This is a genomic window from Sphingobacterium sp. InxBP1 (assembly GCF_026191775.1).
Taxonomy (GTDB): Bacteria; Bacteroidota; Bacteroidia; order Sphingobacteriales; family Sphingobacteriaceae; genus Sphingobacterium; species Sphingobacterium thalpophilum.
Genome location: NZ_JAINDX010000040.1, coordinates 107134 through 131392, shown reverse-complemented (window position 1 = coordinate 131392; position 24259 = coordinate 107134). Strand labels below are relative to the sequence as shown.

The 24259-nt window shown below is 45.4% G+C and carries 13 protein-coding genes; 6 read left to right on the top strand and 7 right to left on the bottom strand.

Annotation, left to right across the window (positions count from 1 at the left end):
• The first annotated feature begins 24 nt into the window (after positions 1-24).
• The 4 genes from K7A41_RS04895 (at position 25) to K7A41_RS04880 (ending at position 7656) form a co-directional block, all read left to right on the top strand.
• Complete coding sequence (locus K7A41_RS04895; protein WP_265712827.1) at positions 25-3357, top strand: SusC/RagA family TonB-linked outer membrane protein; 3333 nt, start codon at positions 25-27, stop codon at positions 3355-3357.
• A gap of 10 nt (positions 3358-3367) precedes the next feature.
• Positions 3368-4948 (top strand): SusD/RagB family nutrient-binding outer membrane lipoprotein, encoded by a 1581-nt coding sequence (locus tag K7A41_RS04890; RefSeq protein ID WP_265712826.1) that lies wholly within the window; start codon positions 3368-3370, stop codon positions 4946-4948.
• Between the two features lie 71 nt (positions 4949-5019).
• Positions 5020-6456: an alpha-L-fucosidase gene (locus K7A41_RS04885; protein ID WP_265712825.1), complete on the top strand. Its 1437-nt coding sequence runs from the start codon at positions 5020-5022 to the stop codon at positions 6454-6456.
• A gap of 165 nt (positions 6457-6621) precedes the next feature.
• Positions 6622-7656 (top strand): sialidase family protein, encoded by a 1035-nt coding sequence (locus K7A41_RS04880; RefSeq protein WP_265712824.1) that lies wholly within the window; start codon positions 6622-6624, stop codon positions 7654-7656.
• A 47-nt stretch (positions 7657-7703) separates the two neighbouring features.
• On the opposite strand, the gene K7A41_RS04875 is transcribed toward K7A41_RS04880, so the two are convergent.
• The 7 genes from K7A41_RS04875 to K7A41_RS04845 all read right to left on the bottom strand — a co-directional run bounded on the left by K7A41_RS04875 (position 7704) and on the right by K7A41_RS04845 (position 19451).
• Positions 7704-10073 carry a glycoside hydrolase family 3 N-terminal domain-containing protein gene (locus tag K7A41_RS04875; RefSeq protein WP_265712823.1) on the bottom strand — a complete coding sequence of 790 codons (2370 nt, stop codon included), beginning with the start codon at positions 10071-10073 and terminating at the stop codon, positions 7704-7706.
• A 106-nt stretch (positions 10074-10179) separates the two neighbouring features.
• On the bottom strand, positions 10180-11016 hold the full coding sequence (locus K7A41_RS04870; protein WP_265712822.1) for a glycerophosphodiester phosphodiesterase family protein: 837 nt from the start codon (positions 11014-11016) through the stop codon (positions 10180-10182).
• A 108-nt stretch (positions 11017-11124) separates the two neighbouring features.
• On the bottom strand, positions 11125-12318 hold the full coding sequence (locus K7A41_RS04865) for a purple acid phosphatase family protein (protein WP_265712821.1): 1194 nt from the start codon (positions 12316-12318) through the stop codon (positions 11125-11127).
• Between the two features lie 40 nt (positions 12319-12358).
• Positions 12359-14011 carry a SusD/RagB family nutrient-binding outer membrane lipoprotein gene (locus K7A41_RS04860; RefSeq protein WP_265712820.1) on the bottom strand — a complete coding sequence of 551 codons (1653 nt, stop codon included), beginning with the start codon at positions 14009-14011 and terminating at the stop codon, positions 12359-12361.
• A gap of 13 nt (positions 14012-14024) precedes the next feature.
• Positions 14025-17678, bottom strand: a complete 3654-nt coding sequence (locus tag K7A41_RS04855) for a SusC/RagA family TonB-linked outer membrane protein (RefSeq protein WP_265712819.1) — start codon at positions 17676-17678, stop codon at positions 14025-14027.
• A gap of 115 nt (positions 17679-17793) precedes the next feature.
• Entirely contained in the window at positions 17794-18768 is a 975-nt protein-coding gene (locus tag K7A41_RS04850; RefSeq protein WP_265712818.1) for a FecR family protein, read from the bottom strand.
• A gap of 62 nt (positions 18769-18830) precedes the next feature.
• On the bottom strand, positions 18831-19451 hold the full coding sequence (locus tag K7A41_RS04845) for an RNA polymerase sigma factor (RefSeq protein WP_028072489.1): 621 nt from the start codon (positions 19449-19451) through the stop codon (positions 18831-18833).
• A gap of 301 nt (positions 19452-19752) precedes the next feature.
• On the opposite strand from K7A41_RS04845, the gene K7A41_RS04840 reads away from it, so the two are divergent.
• Positions 19753-22143: a TonB-dependent receptor gene (locus K7A41_RS04840; protein ID WP_265712817.1), complete on the top strand. Its 2391-nt coding sequence runs from the start codon at positions 19753-19755 to the stop codon at positions 22141-22143.
• Positions 22144-22289: 146 nt separating this feature from the next.
• The gene (locus K7A41_RS04835; RefSeq protein ID WP_265712816.1) at positions 22290-24215 is read left to right on the top strand and encodes a heparinase II/III domain-containing protein; all 1926 of its coding nucleotides are present in this window, start codon (positions 22290-22292) and stop codon (positions 24213-24215) included.
• Positions 24216-24259: the final 44 nt, after the last annotated feature.

Here is a 24259-nt window from a genome sequence, read left to right as displayed (position 1 = left end):
TATTTTACACAAATACCTAAAAACATGAGTCTATTTTACAAAAAAACTGCGGGATTGGCTTTATGTACACTATTTAGTGTTACATCGCTCTATGCGCAGCAAAGCATCACTGGAATAGTTTCAGATGCTAACGGGCCGATATCCGGAGCCACAATTTCGGTCAAAGGAACAACCAGGGGAACTCAGACAGCGGCTAATGGATCCTTTACGATCCAAGCTTCACAAGGTGAAACCCTACGTATCTCCATGGTTGGATACAAATCACAGGAAATCGTCGTAGGGTCTACTAAAACGATTAATATCGCGCTAGCCGAAGATGCGTCAGCACTAGAAGAGGTAGTCGTTACAGCTATGGGAATCAAACGTGCTCCAAAAGAGCTAGGATATGCCATGAGCACCGTCGACTCCAAGGAATTAACAAAAACAGGATCTCCAAATTTTGCAGGTGCATTATACGGTAAAGCCCCAGGAGTACGCATTTCTGCTGCCCCAGGGGGAGCTACTTCCGGTATTAACATTAATATTCGTGGTACAAATTCAATCACCGGGAATTCTCAACCACTAGTTATCATAGACGGGGTTCCCATGCGCCAGACTTCATTCAATAACTCAGATTATTGGGGCGACCAACGTGCTCGGGGGAATGGCCTAGAAGATCTAAACCCTGAAGATATCGAAAATATCAGCATCCTTAAAGGTGCGTCGGCTGCAGCGCTCTATGGTTCAGAAGCAATGAACGGTGTTGTCCTTGTAACGACTAAATCGGGGAAAGCAGGAAAAGGATTCTCTGTTGACTTCAACGCGACTTACACGCACGATCAGATCGCCTATCTCCCTAGATTCCAAGATGTAAGAGGTCCTGGATACTCAAAAGCATATCAAAATGACAAGCAATCGGATGATATGTTCCATTACTATAATAACAGCCAGGCGGTCAATGGGGTTACCCGAGGGGTGATGAATACGAGTCTCAATTTTGGGCCCGTATTTGACGGAAAAGACATAATTTCGTGGGATGGAAAAGTTCGTCCATATTCCGCTCAAAATTCCTATAATAAGTTTTTCAATAATCCAAACAATAGCATATTCAATTTAGCAATCGGCAATACTTCCGAAAATTCGAATATTCGATTCTCTATCACGCGTCAGGATAATCAGATGACTGCGTTGGAATCATATAATAAGAAAAACATTGCAAATCTAAATGCGAGCTTTACCCTTTGGAAAAACTTTAAGAACGATGTTGTTGTCAACTTTGTCAATCAACATACGCATAACAGACCGTTCTTAACTGACCGCTTAATTAACAACTTTGCCGGTATGATTTCAACATTCGATAACCCAGAATGGTATTTTGATAAATATCAGACTAGTTTGGGATATAAATACGTCATCGAATCGGCAACGGCTCAAAGTCTTACACCAGCTGAGAATATACGCTACAATGGCTATCGAGGCGACGTCTTGGAATATGTCTGGAATTCCAGAGCAAAACAATATGATGAATATTCGAATCGATTAATTGGATCATATACAGCTACATGGAATGTAACAAATGATTTATCTCTCCGTGCCCGCGTCTCAGCAGATGTAACTTCCCTGAAGACAGAAGATAAGCAGCCCAATGAAATTCCACTCGTATTCGGCAATTCAGGATTTTTCTCCTTAGGCAATCAAAACGCAAATATATATTATACGGATTTGTTAGCAACTTATAACAAACAACTTAACACTGATATAAAAATAGGCGTAATAGGTGGTTATACAGCGACTCGATCCGAAGATGTCTATGTTCAAAATCAAACAGATGGAGGGTTGACAGTTAGGAATTGGTTTGATGTCAATGCATCGTTGAATCAGCCAAAACGTGAAGATCGCTACAACTACAGAAATTACATGTTGCGGGACGCAGTCTTCGGAACTCTGAATTTTAATTTAAAAGAATTTTGGAACGTAGAAGGTACATTGCGCCGTGAACGTATTTCTACCATGCATCCGAGTGACAACGTGCTTTATTATCCATCGGTAAATTCAAGCCTAATTCTCTCAGAAGCATTTAAGCTACCCGAGTTTTTCAACTATGCCAAGCTTCGCGGATCTTGGGGAATTGTGGGCAACTACCCTACCATTTACCAAAGTGCATTGTCTTACACACAAAAGACTTTAGGAACGCAGGCTGAAGGTGGAGCATCCGTGATCTATACGACGGTGCCGACGACAGCTTTTGGGAATGAAAAAATCAAGCCTGAAACAAAAAATGAGGTTGAATTTGGACTAGAAACTAGAATGTTAAATGGCAGGTTAGGTTTGGATGTAACTTACTACAATGGACTCGTGAAAGACCAAATACTGAATTATACCCTACCGATTAGCTCCGGTTCAAATTCCATACTAGCGAACGTCGGTACCCTACGCAATACAGGTTGGGAATTCGCCATCAATGGTACTCCTATTCAACGAGAGAACTTCAGATGGTCCACAACCCTAAATTTCTCAATGAATAAAAATGTGGTCAAAGAGCTGCCTGGTAATACAGGAACTTTATTATTGAGGGATTATGATGGTAATGCTGCACAACTTGTCGCCAATGTAGGTCAATCTATGGGCGATATTATGGTTAGGCCTATTAAGACCGACGAAAATGGCAATAAGATCGTTTCCTCAAATGGTTTATATGAAATTGACGGCGACCGTTGGATAAAAGCGGGAAACGCAATGCCTAAAGCGGTAGGCGGCTTGATCAACAATTTCAGCTACAAAAACTTCAGCTTAGATCTTTTGATGGATTTCAGACTCGGAGGCAGTGTTATGCCTACCGGTATCAACTGGATGACGAGCAGAGGATTAACAGAAGAAAGCTTGAACTACATGGATGCCGCTCATGGTGGGTTAAGTTATTACATTTCCAACGACAAGGGTATTGCGACGACCGCAGCAACAGGACCAAATGGAGAAACTGTTTATCATGACGGTATGCTAATGGAAGGTAAGCTAGCAGATGGTTCCGATAATAATAATATTATTTCTCAAGCCACATATTATGCAAATACTTATAATTGGGGTGGGCCACAGTATTCTCAATCAAGATACGAGTTGTATGTTCAGAAAAATAATTATGTGAAGATGCGCGAGATATCTCTAGGGTATCGCTTGCCTGCGTCTGTTGCAGCAAAATTAAAAGCAAAAAATGTACAAATCTCTGCATTCGGACGCAACCTTTTCTTTATCTACCGATCAATCAAAGATTTAGATCCTGAACAAATGACTGGTGGATCAAACTGGGTTAATAACGTTTCAAATGCAGGTACATCACCCGCTACTAGAACTTATGGTTTAATGCTACGTGCTAGCTTCTAATTTAATGACAATGAAAAAGTACCTTTTATTCTTGGGGCTCTGTGCAGCTTCATTAACAACTATAACATCGTGTAAGAAAGATTCTTTTGCGGATGACTACAAAAACCCAGGTAAAGTATCTGAATCAACACCTGAAAAGCAATTTACAGGCATGATCTATGAATTTAGAGCTCTTATTATTCCAACTTATGGACATTATTTCATTACGCTAAGGCCTACCATCAATCTGTATATTCAGAATCTGGGTTCTATTAATCAAGCAAACCAACTCGTACCTGGCTCTGCTGCTATTGAGGAACGTTGGAATAAATATTACGCCGGGCTCGCCCAATACAAGGAATTCGTTCGTCTATATGAAGCATTGAGTCCTGAAGACAAAGAACAGAAAAAAGTGATGGCTTTGGCAGCTAAAATCTTATTTTACGACCAAACCCAACAAATGGTTGACCTAGTAGGAGATATCCCATGGTCCGAGGCCGGAAAATTAATGGGAAATGGTGGGGATTATACTATTTCTTATCCTAAATATGACAAGGCTATCGACATCTATACAACGATGCTGGACGAGCTGAAATCTATCAGTAACGAGTTGAATTCAATAAATATCCCATCTAGCTTCCTGACGACTTTCAAAACGCAGGACCTGATTAATAACGGTGATCTACAACTTTGGAAAAAATACTGCAATTCACTACGTTTAAGGATGCTTACTCGTTTATCAGGGAGCACCCAATTTTCGGCCAGGGCGAACACTGAGCTGGCTGAAATTATAAATGATCAAACAAAATATCCGTTAATATTGGATAACACCGATAATGCTCAAATCGATATCTTTAACCTAAGTTCCGATATCAAATCGGAAGACATTAAAGGTGCGTTTGAGGCAGACGGCTGGAATGCCAACCTTGCCAGCAAATATATGATCGATGAGATGAATAGAATAAAAGATCCGCGCCGCCAATTGTTATTTGAAACGGGCGTAAAAGCAAACAAAGTGTATATCGGTTTTGATCAAAGCTTAACATCCGCCGAGCAAAATATCATTGCTAGAGATTCCGTGACCAGTTTCATCCACCGTCATACCGTTTCTCGAAATAAATTCCTTCCTGGTTTGTTATGTACGGCATCGGAAGTAAATTTATTGTTAGCTGAATACTACAGTAAAAATTCGAATAATAGCGCTGCTAAAATGGCTTTTGAAAAAGCACTTAAAGAATCGGTTGCACTGTATATTAGCATTAGTAAAAAAAGTGATGATGCGACTGTGCCCGCAGCTGCTATCCCAACGAACGAAGAGATAAATACTTTTGTTAAAACAGTCGACTGGGACGGTGCTAACAATAAAATCCAACTAATTGCCACACAAAAATGGTTGCATTTTAACCTGTTCCAGGCCGTAGAAAACTGGTCGGAACAAAGACGTTTAGACTATCCGAAATTTACTATTCCGACATTTACATCAGATAGACAAAAAACCGTGCCTTTTAAGTTGACACTGCCACAGACAGAAGCAACTTATAACACTGCGAACTACAATGAGGTAAAGGATCAGGATAATCCAAATGTAAAACTCTTCTGGGACGTAAACTAAACTACAATTTCAATGAACTGAAAGCCACTCTTGGGTGGCTTTCTTTTTTGTCATTTTCAGTATATTTATACATGCAAAAACTCACAACAATTCTATCCACCGTTCTACTGGCTACCGTTTCGACGGCCGCCTTCGCACAGGCGCACAACGTATCTGCCGGCTACCAAAAACCCACTGATCCTTTGGTCATCGAAAACCTCGAACAGTGGCAGGACATGAAATTTGGACTTTTCATGCATTGGGGCACCTATAGCCAATGGGGTATTGTGGAAAGCTGGAGCCTGTGTCCCGAAGATGAGGGTTGGACGCAACGCAAACCGGAACACGGAGCAACGTACAATGAGTACGTCAAAAACTACGAAAATTTGCAGACAACCTTTAACCCCACAGATTTCAACCCGCAAAAATGGGCCGATGCGGCAAAGGCAGCCGGAATGAAATATGTAGTGTTCACAACCAAACACCATGACGGATTTGCAATGTTTGACACCAAACAGTCGGACTATAAAATCACTTCTTCAAAAACGCCCTTTTCCACAAACCCCAAAGCAAACGTCACCAAAGAAATCTTCAACACCTTCCGCAATGACGGTTTTAAAATCGGAGCCTACTTCTCAAAACCGGACTGGCATACAGACTACTATTGGTGGCGGTATTTTCCTCCGAAAGACCGCAACGTAAACTATGATCCACAAAAACATCCTGACCGCTGGCAGAAATTCAAAGATTATACCTACAATCAGATCAATGAACTGACTTCGGAATATGGCAAGGTAGATATTTTATGGCTGGATGGCGGCTGGGTACGTCCTTTTAAAACGATAGACCAATCTGTCGACTGGCAGCGTACGATCAAGGTCGAACAGGATATCGATATGGACCGTATCGGCAACATGGCGCGCAAAAATCAGCCCGGAATCATTGTTGTCGACAGGACAGTACCCGGAAGCTGGGAAAACTATGTTACCCCCGAACAAGCAATTCCGGAGCATCCTCTGGATATTCCCTGGGAAAGCTGTATTACCATGGGCGATTCCTTTAGCTATGTGCCTAATGATAACTACAAGCCAACGAAAAAGATCGTGGAAACATTAATAAAAATCATCTCCCGCGGTGGCAACTACCTGCTGAATATTGCCCCTGGTCCCAACGGAGACTACGACAAGGCTGCCTACGACCGTCTCCACGAACTTGCGGCATGGATGAAAATCAACCAAAGCGCTGTATATGCCACGAGAACTATCACACCATACCACCAAGGCGATTATTATTACACACGAAGCAAGGACTCCAAAATAGTCAATGTCTTCCATCTTTCTGAAGGTGATGCTTATGAGCAGCCCAATGAATATGTTTTTCAGGTTCCTGATAACTTCAAAGTCAAAAAAATCACTATACTGGGCCACAAGGGCCGCGTAAACTGGTCTCAACACGATAATCAGATCACGCTGAGAAGTCCAAGCACCCGTTTCAATTACGCGACTGCCATACAGTTACTCAGCAAATAAGTTGAATCCTCGGGATTTTTTCCGAGGATTTTCAACATATTACCGGTCTTTAAAGTATGCTAACCGAAGCTATATTATGTAGCCGCTCTATGCCGCCTAAATTCTTTCAGTACCTTTTACACAACAGACTATCCTTGCTCAACAAGTATTAATATCTCATTCCAAATGAAAAAAATTGTGTTTCTCTCCGTTCTATTGCTGGCTTTACTATCCGCCTGTTCAAGCTATAAACCTCGTTTGCTTTTGTCCGAACAGATCTTTCACCCAGGACAGGTGGACTTCAAACAATGTCATGCATCCACCATCCAGTCCATTGGCAAAGACAGCTTATTGGTCGCCTGGTTTGGAGGTACGCATGAGTCCAATCCGGATGTTGTCATCTGGAGCTCGCTTTTCGCAAACGGACAATGGCAGCCTCCCTTGCAGATTGCAGATGGCATTGTTGGTGATACTCGCTATCCAACCTGGAACCCTGTCCTATATCAATACCCTTCCAGTGATTCGCTGTATTTATATTATAAAGTTGGTCCTAACCCACGTGAATGGGCCGGCTATGTGAAGTATTCTCTGGACAGCGGCCGGCATTGGTCGGCAGCTTCCCGTCTACCTGCTAAAGTCCTCGGACCGATCAAAAACAGGCCCCTGACACTGGCTGATGGCTTGACCCTGTCTCCTTCGAGCACAGAGTCAAAAGATGAAATCTGGAAAGCACATATAGAAGTCAGCCGTGACCAAGGGAAGACGTGGACCATCAGTCCTATACGCCCAGACACAAGCATCCAGGTGATCCAACCGAGCATTATCGAACATGCAGACGGCCGCATTCAGGTGCTTTGCCGCAGTAAAGAAAACCAGGTCATGACAGCTTTTTCTTCGGACCAAGGACAAACCTGGGGCCCATGGCAATCGACCAACCTGCTGAATCCAAACGCCGCTACGGATGCTATACGATTGAAAAATGGCGTGTTTATGATTGTTTATAATCCATCGACTGCCGGCAAGCAATGGTGGGAAGGCCGGACGAAACTGCATGTAGCCACCTCCAAAGACGGTTTGCAATGGAAAGATCGGCTAACGCTGGAAAACGGGGTGGAAGGCGATGAATACTCCTACCCTACGATTATACAAGATAAAAGCGGTCTGATCCATATCACTTATACCTGGAACAGAAAAGGTATAAAACATGTGGTAATCAAATAATAAAGGGGGATCTGCTTACTTGAGATCCCCTTTATTAAAGGAATTTATTAAAAGGAATAATCTTTCGAAAGTACAATTTCGGTTTCGAGACGGATGTCGTCGGATGACGCTCCTATCAGTAGCTTGAATTTACCTTTCTCGGTCTTCCATACGCCCGACGCATCCCACAGCTTCAGGTCTTCCTTGCTCAGACGAAAAGTATACCTTGCCTTCTTCCCTGCCGCAATAGGTTTCCGTTCAAAGCGTTTCAGCTGCATAATCGGAGTGACAACCGAGCTGACCACATCGACGACATATAATTGTGCGACCTCTTCTCCGTCAAGGTGCCCGTTATTTTCCACATCAAAGGATATATCGCAGCTAAAATCAGCTGCCGTCTCATTTACGTTGACATTCAGGTTAGAATATGCAAACTTAGTATAGCTCAAACCATAACCGAAGGAATACAGTGGTTTGGCAGACATCTCCACATAATCATGATGCTTAGGCTTCGCGTGATTGTAGTGTACAGGCAGCTGACCTACGGAACGGGGCACAGAAATTGGCAGACGCCCCGCAGGGTTATAATCGCCAAAGAGCACATCAGCGATAGCCAACCCACCTTCTTGTCCCGGGTACCATGCATTGACAATTGCCGGAATATGTTCGGAAGCCCAGTTTAGGTTCAATGGCCGCCCCATAATAGTTACCAGAATTACAGGCTTTCCTGTCGCCTGAACCGCTTTCAACAGCTTCAGCTGATCTCCCATCATATCCAATGACACCCGGTCAAATCCTTCACCGCTTTCCATATCACTGACTGTATTCGGATCAACATTTGCCGCGCCTGTCGCCTGATAAGAAGTTTTGAAATCCCGTGCGCTTGATCCACCGAGTACAAGCACGACGGCATCTGCCTGAGCAGCAGCGGCGACGGCCGCCGCGATGTTGGAATTGGCAGTATCGCGGATAGCACAGCCCTTCACATAGTCAACTGTTGTTCCTTTGGACACTGCGGCCCGGATTCCTGCCAATACGGTCTGAATTTTTCCATCCGCCTGTGGCGCAGTATAATCGCCTAACTGATTATAGGCGTTATCTGCGTTGGGTCCAATAACTGCAATCCGACGTAACGATTTACGCAATGGCAGCGTATGCTGTTCATTTTTGAGCAGAACAATGGATTCTCTGGCTACTTGTCTGGCTACAGCTCTATTTTCGGCTGTCGCCACCTTCTGTGTCACCAGCTTTTCGTCTACATAAGAGTGCTCAAATAATCCTAGATTAAACTTCATGCGTAAAACCCGTGCCACCGCGGTATCCAATACAGCAGGCTCAACCAGTCCCTGTTGTACGGCCTTGAGCAAATTATCGCCATAGCCCGTTCCGCTCAGGTCAACGTCTAAGCCTGCGTGGATACTCTGCGAGGCAGCATCCATACCAGTCTCTGCTGTAGCATGTCCGCCGTTCAGGCCGGATATACTCAACAGATCGGAGACTACAAAGCCATTAAACCGCCATTCTTTGCGCAAAATTTGCTTTAACAACCATGGGTTGGCCGAGCAGGGAATGCCGTCAATGCTGTTATATGCCGTCATGACCGAGCCCGCCCCCATCCTTACTGCCCGCTCAAAAGGCGGTAGGAAATAGTGACGAAGACTACGTTCACCAAAAGATACAGACTCTCCATTATGCCCACCATCGGGCGCTGCATAAGCAACAAAATGCTTTAAGGTGCCGATTATCTTATCTGGCTGCCCAAGTTTTTCGCCTTGGAACCCACGGATCATGGCAGTTCCCATTTCACCGATCAGGTATGGATCTTCGCCATAGGTTTCCTCTGTACGGGACCAGCGTGGGTCACGTGCAAGGTCCAGCACTGGGCCATAGCCGTTTTTCCCTCCCACAGCAGCGGTCTCCTTCGCGATCGTGGAAGCCATTTGTTCAATCAGCCCCGGATTCCAGGTACTGGCCTGGCCGATTGCTGTGGGAAATACAGTCGCACCAATAGCCATATGTCCATGCGGAGCTTCCTCAGAAAGCAATAACGGGATGCCGAGACGCGTGCTATCTACCATATAGCGTTGAATAGCATTGGTTGCACGGGCGGCTTCCACCGGACTAAGGCCGTTCAATAATGTTTTTTGCGTCCAGGGATCGGCACGCAAAGTCGCCCATAACAAACCGATGTGCTGCTCTTTCACCGCTTTCCTTAATTTGTCACTGACACTGATATTCTTCCCTGTCTTAACATACATGTCCCATCCCAGCAGCTTGCTCAGCTGCCCTACTTTTTCCTCTACCGTCATACGCGCCAAAAGATCATTGACCCGTTTTTCGGTAGGTAGATGACTATTTTTGTAGGGTAGTTGTTGTGCGTTAAGCTGGGGATGAAGCAGTGATGCCATCACCGTCATGCAGAGTATTCGGAGTTTCATTTCGTTAATTTATCGGAGTTATGCAACCGGTTTCAAATTACTAAAATAAAGGATTTAGCAACAATAAACAAGCATATTTTACACTAAAATAATCAACAGCTGCTACCTATTCTGCTAACTCCAACCATAGCTTGGGACAATCGGTCTGAACGATGCGTACAAAAGGGTATTTGTTCAAAAAAGAGCGATAGACTTTTACACCCTCAACGCGCGCCAGTTCGTCTTCGTCCCCCAAGCTGTTCATCCAAAAATAAATACCTTCGCTGCGAAGCACATTCAATCGTTCGACATCGGTAAATGAGTCGTCGATATGAACAATCGATGTCATTTTCGTTTTTAGAATGGCCTCGAGATCCTTCATGCTCCGGGCCCGCGGGAAAAGCGTGATCTTTGGATTAATTTTATAGCCACGGGGCATGTCCTTGTAATCATAAAGGAAGAATAGAACCTGATCTTCCATGCCTTCTTTGGCAATAAGTGCGTAAGCCTTATCGATCAGATTCTTCTTCTCTTCTTTGAAATCAATGTCCACAATGATTTTTCCTTTACACAAATGTAGCGCTTCCTGTAAAGTCGGAACGGCCATTGTCGATGCATTTCCATTCGGTCTTTCACGTAGAGACAGCTGCTGTATTTCAGCATATGTATGCTGAGCTACGTCCCCCTGGCCAGTTGTCGTGCGGTCCAGTGTCTTGTCGTGCATCAGAACCAATACTCCATCCTTGGTTGCTCTGACATCGAGTTCAACGATAGAAGTCCCGAGCCGAATGGCATCCTCAATGGCGGGAATAGAATTTTCCGGATAATTGTGGTGGCTACCCCGATGTGCAGCAATATGTATACTTTTTTGCTCAAACTGTTTGAGCAGGTTCACTGACTGGGCATGTGAAGAGGATATGGCCACGAGTATAAAAAAGATGTGGCAATAGAAGGTTTTTATCATTTTGACTGTTGGTTTGAGTTCATTCTTTTAAGAAAAGTTACATCCAATACGATGGAAGAATATACCGTCTTTGCAATCTGAATTAGGTTTCTTTTATGGATAACATGTCTATTTTTCCGATAGTTCAAAGGAATCAAACAATTGTCCATTGAGCTTATAGCTTGCCACATAGAGCTTATTCGCCTTGATTTTTATCACTTGATACAACTGTGTATCCGATGCGCTGACATCCATCCATCTTTCCGAATCGGACGCATACATTTTCGGTCCTGCAACAGACAGCAGGTATACCGGCCGCTTTCTACCAAGACTGCCACGCGCATAAGTATGATCGTGTCCCTGTAACACCAGGTCGACACCATATTTTTCGAAAATCGGTTTGAAACGTTCTCTTAAAATGGTATTGTCTCTATTTTTTGCCGTAGAATACACCGGATGGTGCATTACCACAATAGTCCATTTTTTTGGAGAGGCCGACAGTACCATTTCCAACCATCGTTCTTGTTTTTGCGCAGCAGCTGAGTCCAGCATAATCAATTGTGAATTGAGAGAAACCATACGCAGGTCCTGGTAATCCAGGTAATAAACAGCATCCTGCAATCCCTGCGGTCCATTTTTCGGCAGATTAAACTGTACGTTCCAGTGGGGGTCCAGAACGAGACGCTCCAGCGAGTCCCGGCGATATTCATGATTGCCGGGGGTGGGTACTGCAGGTATCATTTGGTGGATAAATCCGGCGCCCTCATGCCATTCTGCCCATTCATCATCGTTATTGGAACGGTTGATCAGGTCGCCGGCATGAACGATAAAACGGGCATTTGCCTCCTGCTGAAATGCACGACGGATAGTGCGGGACCAGCGCGACCTCAAATCATTCTGCGCGTCGCCGAGATAGATAAACGAAAAGTCACCAGATTGTGCAGCTGTCCTGAATTGATTCCATGCACTCCAGTTGCTTCCATCCCCTACACGATAGACATAAGTCGTCCCAGGCTTTAGATCACGAAAAGTTACCTGATGATAGAAATCCTCCCCGTCACCTCTAGCGAGACGGAGCTGCCTGCCCGTTACCGACACGGCTTTCGCGTCGATATCCGGACTACTTTGCTCTTCGGCAATCTGCCCAATAATGTTATCCGTTTTGGCAGCTGTACGCCAGGAGACCGATTGCGTACGGGAAGGATCGTCGGACCAGGTCAACGTTATACGGTCGGGCTGCTTTAGTCCAGCAGTTGATTGGGCTTTTCCATTGTAAAAAACGCAACTTATGGCGGCGGCTAAAATAAAATCTCTTATTCTCATCTGAAGTTTTGTTTATATAAATTATTCATCGGTTATCCTATTACCAAGGCTTCCCTGTGCCTTGTAACAGCCAAGGTTTAGACCAGGCACTATTTTCATTATCCGCCTGCGAATAGGCCGTTTTTTCGATACGGCTTAATGCCTCCTCTGCATTCTTCTGGTTAACACTCATTTCTGTCTGCATATAAGGGATACGCAGTGGCAGCTGGGTGCGGATTGCGGCGGGGCCGGCTTTTAGCACAGGGTACCCTGTTCTTCGATAGTCGAACCATGCCTGTGCGCCCGCAGACCAGCTTGCAATCCATTTTTGTTCAATAATCTGTGCTTGGGTATTCTCGAAGGACACTCCTTTTTGCTGAATATATGCTGCAAAATCAGCAGCTTTACCCCAGCTAGACAGGGATTCCTGAATGCCCCGCTCATAATAGGTTTTGGCAGTCTCAGGCAACTCCCAGCCTTTCCATGCGGCTTCCGCCAATATAAAATGAACTTCTGCTGCAGAAAGCAGCCGGGCTTTGAGCAGATCGCCTTTTGCTGCACGGTAGATATCATGGAGATAAGAAACATGCGGATTGATAGAAGTCTGTCCGGGTGTGGGATTCAAGTTGAATGCCGAGGGATTTTTCGACACACTTGGTGGCAGTCCGACATAATCGCTATCCGTATCGACAAGCACGCCCTTGACGACATCCGGTGACACAATACGAACCCCATTGACTATTTTATCTGTTCCACTTGGTTCTGAGTTACGGATTTCGATCGGTATCTCGACTTTCTTTGCCCATACTCCCAGTCGCGGATCTCTCAGTACCTGCAACCGGTCTACCAGCGTCGCACACATCTTCATCCTTCTGAAATTGCTTCCACTCGCGTCATATACCGTATTGGAAGGCCAGGAGTCCGCTGCATTGTTACCTACAAAATTCATCAGTACATCATCTGCCGAACTGCTAATGATGGGAAATTTATCTGGGTTTCGCAGCATGTTTTCGATTCCCTGCCGGGCAAAATCACCAGCTTTTTCAGAGATGCGCATATAATATCTCAGTGCTAAGGAATTGGCAAAGCGGCGCCACTTTGAGGCCTTTCCGGCGAAATACACATCTGCATTTGCCAATACTTCATAAGAGGCATCCGGTCGCGACAACAGCTCATTTGCCTGTTTTAACTCGTCAATTATTCCCTTATAGATAACTTCCTGGCTATCGTATTTCGGAAAATTGTATTTCGGATCCCCAAGCTCCGCCTTCAGTGCGTCGGTATAGGGGGCATCGCCCCATAGATCGGCAATCAGTCCAAACAGATAGGCGCGCATGGTGAACGCTACCCCGACATGGAAGTCCGATCCCAATGTTTCCGCTCTTTTGCGCATGAGCTCATTGTCCCGCAGAAATCCATAATAAGCGTCCCAGCTTAAAATTCCACCTGTCCATTCATAATCATTATGCGCGTTAAACCAAGCGTCAAGCTGTGTGTGCTGTATGACGCCACCAAGGTCCGAGAAGCTCAGTTCATTGTACTTTTTTGCCGCCCCAGTCAATATGGTGGGGAGCAATAGATTGGGATTTGCATCTTCTTCACTAATGCCATTAGGATTAATATTAAGCTCTGTCAAATCCTTGCAGGCACAAATATATAAGACAGTCGTCGTTGCAAGGAACGCTGTCATTAAAGTTCTCAACTGTTTTTTCATGTTGTTTCACGACTTAAAATGTCACATTTATTTTAAAACCTACCGGCATTGCCCAAGGTGTAACGTTATACCGCTCAATCCCTTGTTTAAATCCAACCCCAGTCTCCGGCTGAAATGCCATTTCGGGATCTATGCCGACTTTCGCCTTTGTCCAGAGAATTAAATTGCGCGTATATACGCCCACGCTGCCCTTTTCAATCCCAAATCTCTTTAGCCATTTACCCGAGACATCATAGCTGAACGAAAGTTCACGTAGCTTGATAAAAGAGGCATCAAATGTTGCTGCATTCATGAAGTCCCAAGGATAGTTATCGGAGTATGCGATGTATTTAGTACCTTCCCCACCCAAATTTTCAGTATATCCGGTGATATTGCCCTTATCATCGTATTGAGCAATAACTCCGGGATTAAAAACACCGAAGTTTCCGGTCACACCACCAACATTGACCGGATAGCCACCATATTCCTCTCCCGGTCCGCCAACAATGGGATACCGATTATCTTTGACGCGCACGAGGTCATGATCGACAAGGTAGTTCCGAAGGGTCTCACCCGTCATCCCATTTGGATTGATTAATTGGTCAAGAAAACGCTGTGTCGTCAGATTGGATTCAAAATACCTGTAAGTTTGGGACATAAACTTTCCGCCAAACCGCATATCCGCGGCAATGTTCATGGTCCATCTCTTATACCGCAGGCTCGACTGTAGCCCCATGGTAAAATCGGGGTTAAAATTGCCAATTTTATTGCGGCTATTGTTGATTCGCACAGCTTGCCAGGAACCATTTTTATTCAATATCGGATAACCATAATATGGAGAAGACGGATCCTCGACGGTGACGAGTTTAGAATCGTATAAATCTCCTATTTCCTCGCCTACGTATGTACGGGCACCTCCTCTTCCGTCGGTCCAAAACGTATAGAATTCCACACCTTCTGAAAGCTCATCTATCCGGGTACGGTTGCGATGCCAGTTTACACCTACATCCCAGGACCAATGTTGACGGGCAATAGGGCGGCCCGAGACCGCCAGTTCGATACCTCGGCTACTCAACAGACCTGCATTGATGTTTTTAGAATTAAAGCCACTCGAACCCGGCAGCGTCGTAGATATTATCTGGTTTTTATTGTCCAGCTTGTAATAAGTACCTTCAAATTTAATGCGGTTGTCCCATAGTGCCAGATCCGCTCCGATTTCATAGGAGGTCGCTATCTCCGGTTTTAGATCCGGAACCAAAAGGGCTCCGGAACGCGTCAATCTCAACACATCACCCCAGCTGCCGGGGTTGCTCAGTACATTGGACAAATTATACGGATAGGTATCGTTTCCTACCCGCGCTACTCCGCCTCTGATTTTCAGCAGCGCAACAGTTTTGGGTAATGATAACATCCGGTTGGCCAAGACACTCAACGAGGCAGAAGGATAAAAGTAAGACCTATTATTGACTGGCAGGGTGCTGGACCAATCATTACGCCCTGTCAAATCCAGGTAAATCATGTCCCTGTAGTTCAGATTGATCAGACCATAAATACTGTTTATGGCTCTTTCGGAAATTGCGCTGTTAAAATCAAGATTCAGCGGACTGATATTGGCGAGGGTATACAATCCCGGAGTAATGAGCCCGGCGCCGCTCTTTGAAATATTCTGTACTGACTTACCTCGATTGTACCGCAAATTGCCCCCCAGGGAACCTGAAGCCTGAAAGTCAGCCCATTTTTTAGTATAGGTTGTCAGGAAATCGATGTTCTGTTCCATATTCATGAGATTGACAATGCCGTAAGCACCACGGGGCTCGTTCGTGTAACTGTAGGGAATTTTTGTTTCCCGATTCTCCCAATATATATCCGTTGCGTACCGCAGCATCGCCGTCCAGTCTTTTCTGATCGTCCAATCCAGTCTCAGATTACCAAAAACGCGGTCTCTCGTAAAAGCATTATTAACACCGTAGGCCAGGAAATACGGATTGTTATGATTGCCGACAGACTGCGACCGTTGTTGTATCTGTTCCTGCCCCGGTAGCCAGTAGTCTTTTAGGTCGAGGATATTAATATGCGGTGCCACCTCATACGCTGCCTGCATGGGATTCGTTCCGCGGTTGCCTGCCGGCCGATTATTGGAGTTATTTCTACTGGCGTCCAGGGAGAGCCCCAACGAAAGATCCTTCCGCAGACGCATGGTCGAATTGATATTCAGTGTATTCCGAAAGAGGTCTGAATTCGGGATAATACCCTTGTTGGCCATATTTGAATAAGAGAAGCGATAGTCAAGTTTCTCGCTGCGGTTGCTCAGCGAGAGTCCATTTGTACTGGTCAGACCTGTCCGTACAAAATTTTTGATATTATCGGGATACGATTTTAATTCTGTCGGAATGGGCTTTCCATTTTCATCAAGGGGGCTATTCCATTGCACCGCCTTGTATCCCTTGTCGAGTGCCGGTCCCACCATGGCACTCGATGATTCTTCGATTAGTAGGTCTCCCGGCTGGTCTCCCGGTCTCCAGGGCATGGTTCCACTGGCAAACTTGTTGTGCAGGCCGATAAATTTGTAAGGGATGTCAAACACGGTGTTACTGGTCAGCCCAATCGTCATCTTCTCAACACTTCTACCGGTCTTTGTGGTGATCAAAACGACACCATTGCCTGCCCTAGAACCATACAGGGCAGCCGCACTGGGTCCCTTTAAAATGGATATATTTTCTATATCCTCTGGATTGATATTGGCTATGGCGTTCCCATAGTCCACCTTATTGTCATCACCGATCTCACCAATATTATTTAAACTATTCATTAATGGTACGCCATCCACCACAAACAGCGGCTGGTTATCGGTACTTAAGGACGAAGCTCCCCGAATGACCATATTTACTGTTGACCCTGTGGGGCCCGTAGCACTAATGGACACTCCCGGAACTTTGCCCGCCATCCCGACCAGAAAGTTATCGTTGTTCACCCGATTGAGATCGTCACCTTTGATCTTGCCAACGGCATAACCTAAAGAACGGTCCTGACGCTTGATGCCAAGTGCTGTCACAACCACTTCGTCAAGCGCTTTATCCTTACTTTTTAGTGTGACCTGCTGCACAACAAGGTGATTGGCATCCAGCCTTAAATTGTACAGTTCTTTTTTTTCATAGCCAATATGTGTAACCACGAGATTATATTCGCCAGCTGGCAATTTGATGGTCACTTCTCCCTTTTCGTTCGATAAGCGGCTTTGCCCTGTTGTGAGTTCGCGTACAGAAGCCCCCGCAATAGGACGCTGCTGTGGATCCGAGATCTGTAGCTTCAGGCCATAAGATTGTTGCTTTTCGGCATATCTAACTAACACAATACCCCCAGAAACTTCTTTAGGACGAATATCAGTGCCTTTCAGGATGTAATTCAACACCTCATCAAAACTCGCGTTTCTAAAGACCTTTTCGGCAACTGATATGCTTTCCAGCGCAATCGTATTCCTGTCATAGCCTATTGCCCGACCGGTTTGCTGAGACAGCTGGTGTAGAGCCTGTGCTGCATGACCTGCGTGTAGGCGAATATTGATATTATCCTTATTGATGAGCTGCATATACCCCGTGGATCCGGCCACGACTACTGTTCCGCCGAATGAAAAAACAGAACAGAGTACAAGCTTCGAAGCCATACGGTTAAGCTTTGAGATTTTATACATATATTTGTGTAAATGTTTTTTTAACATGACTTATAGGGCGTTCTCTGGTGGATTTAGCGGTTTGCCAGATGAGCCCTTTCTTTTGATTACCCATTATCTGCTGTTCGTAAACCAGCTATTTATATAAAATTATTTCATTGTGTTCCCTCCTATATTTGAGTTGATGAATAGCGCAGACCATATCTAAGACCTGATTCAATGAACGGACCTGAGGTATGATCAGTGAATAATTGAAGCGATCTGTATCGAGCTTATCCGCCCTCAGTAAGACACCGTAACGGTTATGGAAAATCTCTTTTAACCCGTCAAAGTTTACCTGATTCAACCACAGTCCGCCCTGGGTCCATAAATTCACATGACCTGGATTTCCTTGAAAGAGGCCCTGCTGCTTTCCAGTATGACTGTAACGGATTCCTTGGCCACGTGTCAGGATATGAAAGCGATTATCCTCCTTTCCCTGGACCTTCACGCGACCAGTTTTGACTTCAACAGTAACCTCACCTGACATCGGTGAGTTGTTTATATTAAAGGATGTACCGAGCACGGCTACGGACACAGCGCCCGTCTGTATAGTGAAAGGATGCGCGGTGTCACGCCTGACAGAAAAGAAAGCTTCTCCCGAATCCAGAAAAACTGCCCTATTTTTCACATAACTTAGTTCGTCATAACGGAGCCCTGTATTGCCGTTCAGGAATACTGACGTACCATCGGGCAACGAGATCTCCCGCAATTCGCCTGCTTTTGTCACATTTTTATGAAATACAACAGGAGTAGATGTCTGCGGAAGAATGGAGAATGGCTGCCGGTAAAACCATAGTCCTGCCAGGGAAAACAACAGCGCTGCTGCTGCAACAGACATCCAGTGAAGCTGCCGGATACGGGCTTTCCTCGTTTTTCCAAATGTCGAACCTACAGCAATACGCTCGAATAGGTCTTCTTTGACCGCCTTACGATGCTGCAAGTCCTCAAAAGGGCTAATATCCTCGTTCGAAATGGACTGATACCAGACATCGACCCGGTCTCTCTCCTTGTCCGTTACTTGTCCTTGCAGATAGCGCTGTAGAATATGTTTAAAGTCGTCTAAATTCACTGCGATTAGTTTATTGTTAATACAAGTGAAGGCAGGCGAAGTACTTTAATTAAAGATGTTTTTTATATTAAATAATGATGAAGCAGATAGCTTCCCGCCAGAAGAAGAAATACAGAATCCTGGTCTGCAAAGCGACGGGTCAATTCGCTACGTAGCAGTTTTTTCGCTTCCGAAAGATAGTTTTTGACCGTCTGTTCGGCAAGGTTAAGCTCCTGTGCAATCTGCCGTATCGAATAGTTTTCATAATGCAGCAAAAAGACGGATTTCATCATTTTCGGCAATCTGGCGACAGAATCGTCCACAATCGCTTCCAACACCTTGTACTTAGCCAAGCTATGGTCATCTAGAGTGAAAAACAGTTCCATCCGTTCAACCGACCTGTCCAATACCTGCTTCCGGACCCGTTCTGCGGCATAGTAGTTCAGCAGTTTATTTTTAACCGATTTATATAAATAGGATTTTAGCGAACCGTACTCGGTACGCAGCAGTTCTCTTTTTTCCCAGATATGTATAAAAACTTCCTGAACCAGATCCTTTGCCGGAGCTTCGTCCTGAAGATGACGAAAAGCGGTGGTGTAAAGTCCTTCCCAATATAGATCAAAAAAATAGGTAAAAGCTTTGGGATCACCTTTTTTAAAGCGTGACAAATAGTGGTTGTCTACATTGGCCCCGGTAGTTTTCACCTTACAAAGATAAAGGCTTAAGATTATGCCTATGTTAATTTTTTGACTGGGTTTGATCCGATGAACAGCAATATGGGCCCCTACAGATAAGTGTGCAGAGACAGCACCAATTTTGTTGATAAATATGTTAATTTATTGATAATCAAAAGCATTTTTGTTAACAACCAACACACGCTTAAATACCTTATCACGCTGCACTACATTTTCAGCATATGCTATGCCCCCTTATAAATAAAAAAATATAACTTATCGACAAGGGTCAAGGCGGAGTTGGCTGTCATAGAGATAAAGCTTAATCTATATGAAACTATCATCCATCGTAATACTTGCGTTATGCGCCCAGACGAAGCTGTCGTTTGCCCAGCAACAGGATTCAGCCAAAGTAAGCCGGCAGGTCGTGACTGAAACCGTCAAGGGAACAATCCTTGACAAAAATACCAGACTACCTCTTGCCGGAGCGACTGTCACCCTATCTTCCCGGGGCAATAACAGGTCGGTCAGTTCAGACCGGGACGGTGTCTTCCGGATGACAGATGTGCCTGTGGGACGGCAATCCCTCCAGGTCCGGATGGCAGGTTATAGACAGGAAGATCTGTCCGAACTACTGGTCACCAGCGGGCGGGAGAATGTAGTGCATATCGAACTGGAACCACAGGCCAACACGCTGAACGAGGCCGTGGTATATGCGCATACAGGCAAACAGCCCCTGAATCAAATGGCAATGACGAGCGGGCGTTCCTTTTCGCCGGAAGAAACCAACCGTTATGCAGGTGCATTTTTTGACCCAGCAAGGATGGCCCAGAGCTTTCCGGGTGCGGTTGCCGGTGGTGATGACAATGAGATCATCGTACGTGGCAACTCGCCCAAGAGCCTACAGTGGCGGCTGGAAGGTATCGAGATCGTAAACCCCAATCATTTTGGCGCGGAAGGGGCTGCTGGTGGCGGCATTAGCATGCTCAACGCCATGGTGCTCGGCAAGTCTGACTTCTATACCGGCGGTCTGGCCGCAGAATATAACAATGCCACCGCTGGGGTCTTCGATCTGAAGTTCCGGAAAGGGAATACGGACAAGCGGGAATATACCTTTAATGTCGGTGTACTGGGTGTCGGTGCTACGCTGGAAGGCCCTTTTAAAAAAGGGAGCGATGCTTCTTATCTGATCAGCTACCGCTATTCCTCCTTAAGCCTTCTGGAAAAGGCCGGAGTCAAAGTGTCGGACACTGGCATACCCAAGTATCAGGATCTTTCCTTCAACTTTGTATTCCCCACCAAAAAAGCAGGTACCTTTTCACTGTTTGGAATCGGTGGTTTGGGCAAACTCAAGGAAACAGCCGAACGCGATTACCAAAAGTGGGAAGAACGCACCGATGCCCAGGACATGGATCTGACCTTTAATGCCGGGAGTGCAGGACTAAAACACCAATATATCGCCAATGACCGCTTATATTTCACAAACATCATTTCCATGTCGGTAAGCCGTAATTCGAATACCACAGACACCCTATCACGGGACTATATCAGCAGCTTGTACCATAAGGATAAATTTACCAACACTGCTATCCGCTATGCGGGCAGCTTGAATTATCGGGCAAACAGCAGCAACACCATCCGTGCGGGTATCAATGCGACTTTATTGCGCTACGATCTTTATGCACGCAGCTATGACACCGAACTTGCCGCCTTAAAAGAACGGATCAACGAAGATGGAAGCACCAGCACATACGACGCATTCGCACAGCTTAAGACCACTTTGAATGATAAACTCACTCTAAATACAGGAGTGCATGCGAATTACTTTGTATTGAGCAAAAGCTGGACCGTGGAACCCAGAATCGGCCTTAATTGGCAGATTGCCGCGGATCAGACAATTTCCTTCGGCACGGGTTTATACAACCGCTTAGAACCGCTTACCTATTACTTTGCAAAGAGCGGCGATGGTCAGACCAGCCACGAGAATGTGCCCTTATCACCGACCCGATCAGCCCAGGCAGTGGTGGGCTACGAAAAGAACCTCAGCCGTACCTTACGCTTGAAAACCGAGATGTACTACCAACATTTGTATGATGTACCCGTCTCTTCAGATCCCGAAATCAATTTTTCGCTGCTCAATGTATCTGATATCGGCGCCATCGGCACCTCCACTTACCGCCAGCTAGTCAATAAAGGTACCGGCAAAAACTACGGCCTTGAGCTGACACTCGAAAAATCACTGAGCAAAGGCTACTATTTTATGGCAACAGCCTCGTTATTCGATTCGAAATTTAAAGCGTTAAACGGAAAAGAATTCAATACTACTTTCAACACAGGCTATGTCAGCAACTTGTTGCTTGGAAAAGAATGGACTGTTGGGAAAAATAAGAATAATTTATTTGGCTTAAATGGAAAGCTCATCTATGCTGGCGGAAGAAAGTACTCGCCGGTACTTGAAGAGGAGTCGCTGCGACTGGATGAGGAGATCGTCGATCAAAACCGGATCAATACCCTCACAGCCTCACCTTATGTCCGGGTCGATTTTTCATCGAGCTATCGCATCAACCGAAAGAAAGTAAGTCATCTTTTCATTCTTGACATTCAAAACGTCCTCAATAGAGAAAATACCGTCGGCATGCATTACAATTTCAGCAAACGCGTGATCGAAGCCCAAAAATGGACAGGCATTATCCCTACCATAAACTATCGCATTGAGTTTTAAGGAAGCGCGAAATCGATTGCGACAAAACTGTATGGATCCTTCTTCCTAAATCAGTATATTCATCGCAACATTGATCAGCCCATAGAAGGAACCGCGGATGTGATCGCGGCTCCTTCTATGGGCTGCCCCAAGCCTGAATAAGAAAAATGAAAAGACACGTTATACTATTCATCTTCTTCTGCCAGCTCACGTTTCAATGTGCGCTGGGCAAGGAGCTTAACCTGCTGACAGGGACGTTTAAACAAGAAGATGTCAGATCCTATTTAAAAACAGGAAGATCCTGGATCCCCTACCCCGAATATGCCGACCGCGCGGGCTGGGAACAATTGGTGGCTCCTTTCAAAGAACAGATTATTGAGAAGGGCAACAGTGTGCTCAGTTACCAGTGGCAGGTAGTCAAGGCGACGGATTACCTGGAATACGAACGTTCGGGCAACCGCACCATCATGGAAAAACCGCTGAACGAAAACGTCAGCGCCCTGTCCAGCCTTATCCTGGCGGAACTGGCGGAAGGCAAAGGACGTTATATAGACCAAATTATCAACGGGAGCTGGCACCTGACCGAAATGTCCACTTGGTCGCTCTCTGCACATCTACCTGCTTTTCAATCCTCCAAAAGGTCTCTGCCGCAGCAACGTACACAGGTCCTCGACCTAATGGCTGGCGACTTGGGTTCTTTACTGGCCTGGACACATTATTTCTTTCGGACCGAATTTAATAAAATTAATCCGGCGATCAGTCTCCGTATCAAACAGCAGATCCACGAGCGTATTATCGAGCCTTATCTGGACCGCAACGACATGTGGTGGCAGGCATTTGAACTCCGGGAAAACCAGATTGTCAATAACTGGAACCCCTGGTGCAATTTTAATGTATTGACCTGTCTGCTATTGACCGAAGACAACCCGGATACTCAGCTTAACGGTATCTATAAGACCATGTCTTCGGTGGACCGTTTTATCAATTATATCAAAAAAGACGGCGCCTGCGAAGAGGGGCCATCGTATTGGGGACACGCGGCAGGCAAACTATATGATTATCTGAAAATACTGTCCATGGCTACAAACAATAAGGTCAGTATCTTTGACCAACCCTTAATCCGTGAGATGGGCGAATATATCTCGCAATCCTACATTGGCGGAGATCAATGGGTGGTTAATTTTGCCGATGCGTCTGCCAAAGGTGGCGGCGAGCCGCTGCTGATCTACCGTTTTGGACAGGACGTACACAGTAACGAAATGATGCAATTCGCTAGATATATCGAGGAGATGAACGACAAAAAAAATGTTTTCAAGCCTTCCCGTGATATCTTCCGCGCATTTGAAGACCTGAGATGTCACCCGCAGCTGGATAAGGTTCAGGCTAAGCTTCCGGAAAATAACGCCAAGTGGTATCCCGAAACACAATTTATTTACCTGAAAAAAGCAGATTACTTCTTTGCTGCAAAAGGCGGCTTCAACAATGAAAGCCACAACCACAACGATGTCGGCAGCTTTATCTTATATCGAAAACACCAACCTTTATTTGTTGATGCGGGTGTAGGCACTTATAATAAAAAGACATTCAGCAACGAGCGGTATAGCATCTGGACAATGCAGGGCGCCTATCATAACCTCCCGCTGATCAACGGTACGGATCAGGCTTTTGGCAAAGAGTACAAGGCCAAAAATGTAATATTCACCCCAGAAAAGCATACCTTTCAGCTCGACATCGGGGGCGCTTATCCCGACTCGGCGCATATCGACCACTGGACGCGCAGCTATACGCTAACCGAAATGGGACTCACCATACAGGAGGAGTTTAAAATAAATAAGCCATCACAGGCTAATATCATCCATTTTTTGGTGGCCGGGGAGCCGCATATCCATTCAGGTGAAATCACCTTAGGCGATGGTCTGGCGGTACTGCAATTCAATACCCGCCAGTTTGATGCTTCTTTCGACACCATCCCCCAAGATGATCCGCGCTTGACCAACGTGTGGGGAGACCGGCTTTATCGCATTAATCTCAAGGCTAAGGAGGTAAAATCCAATGGAAAATATACATTTGTCATTCGTGAGCAACAGATGTAAAATTGGATTTTTTAGCTATATTGCTAAACATCCAACGCAAAGCA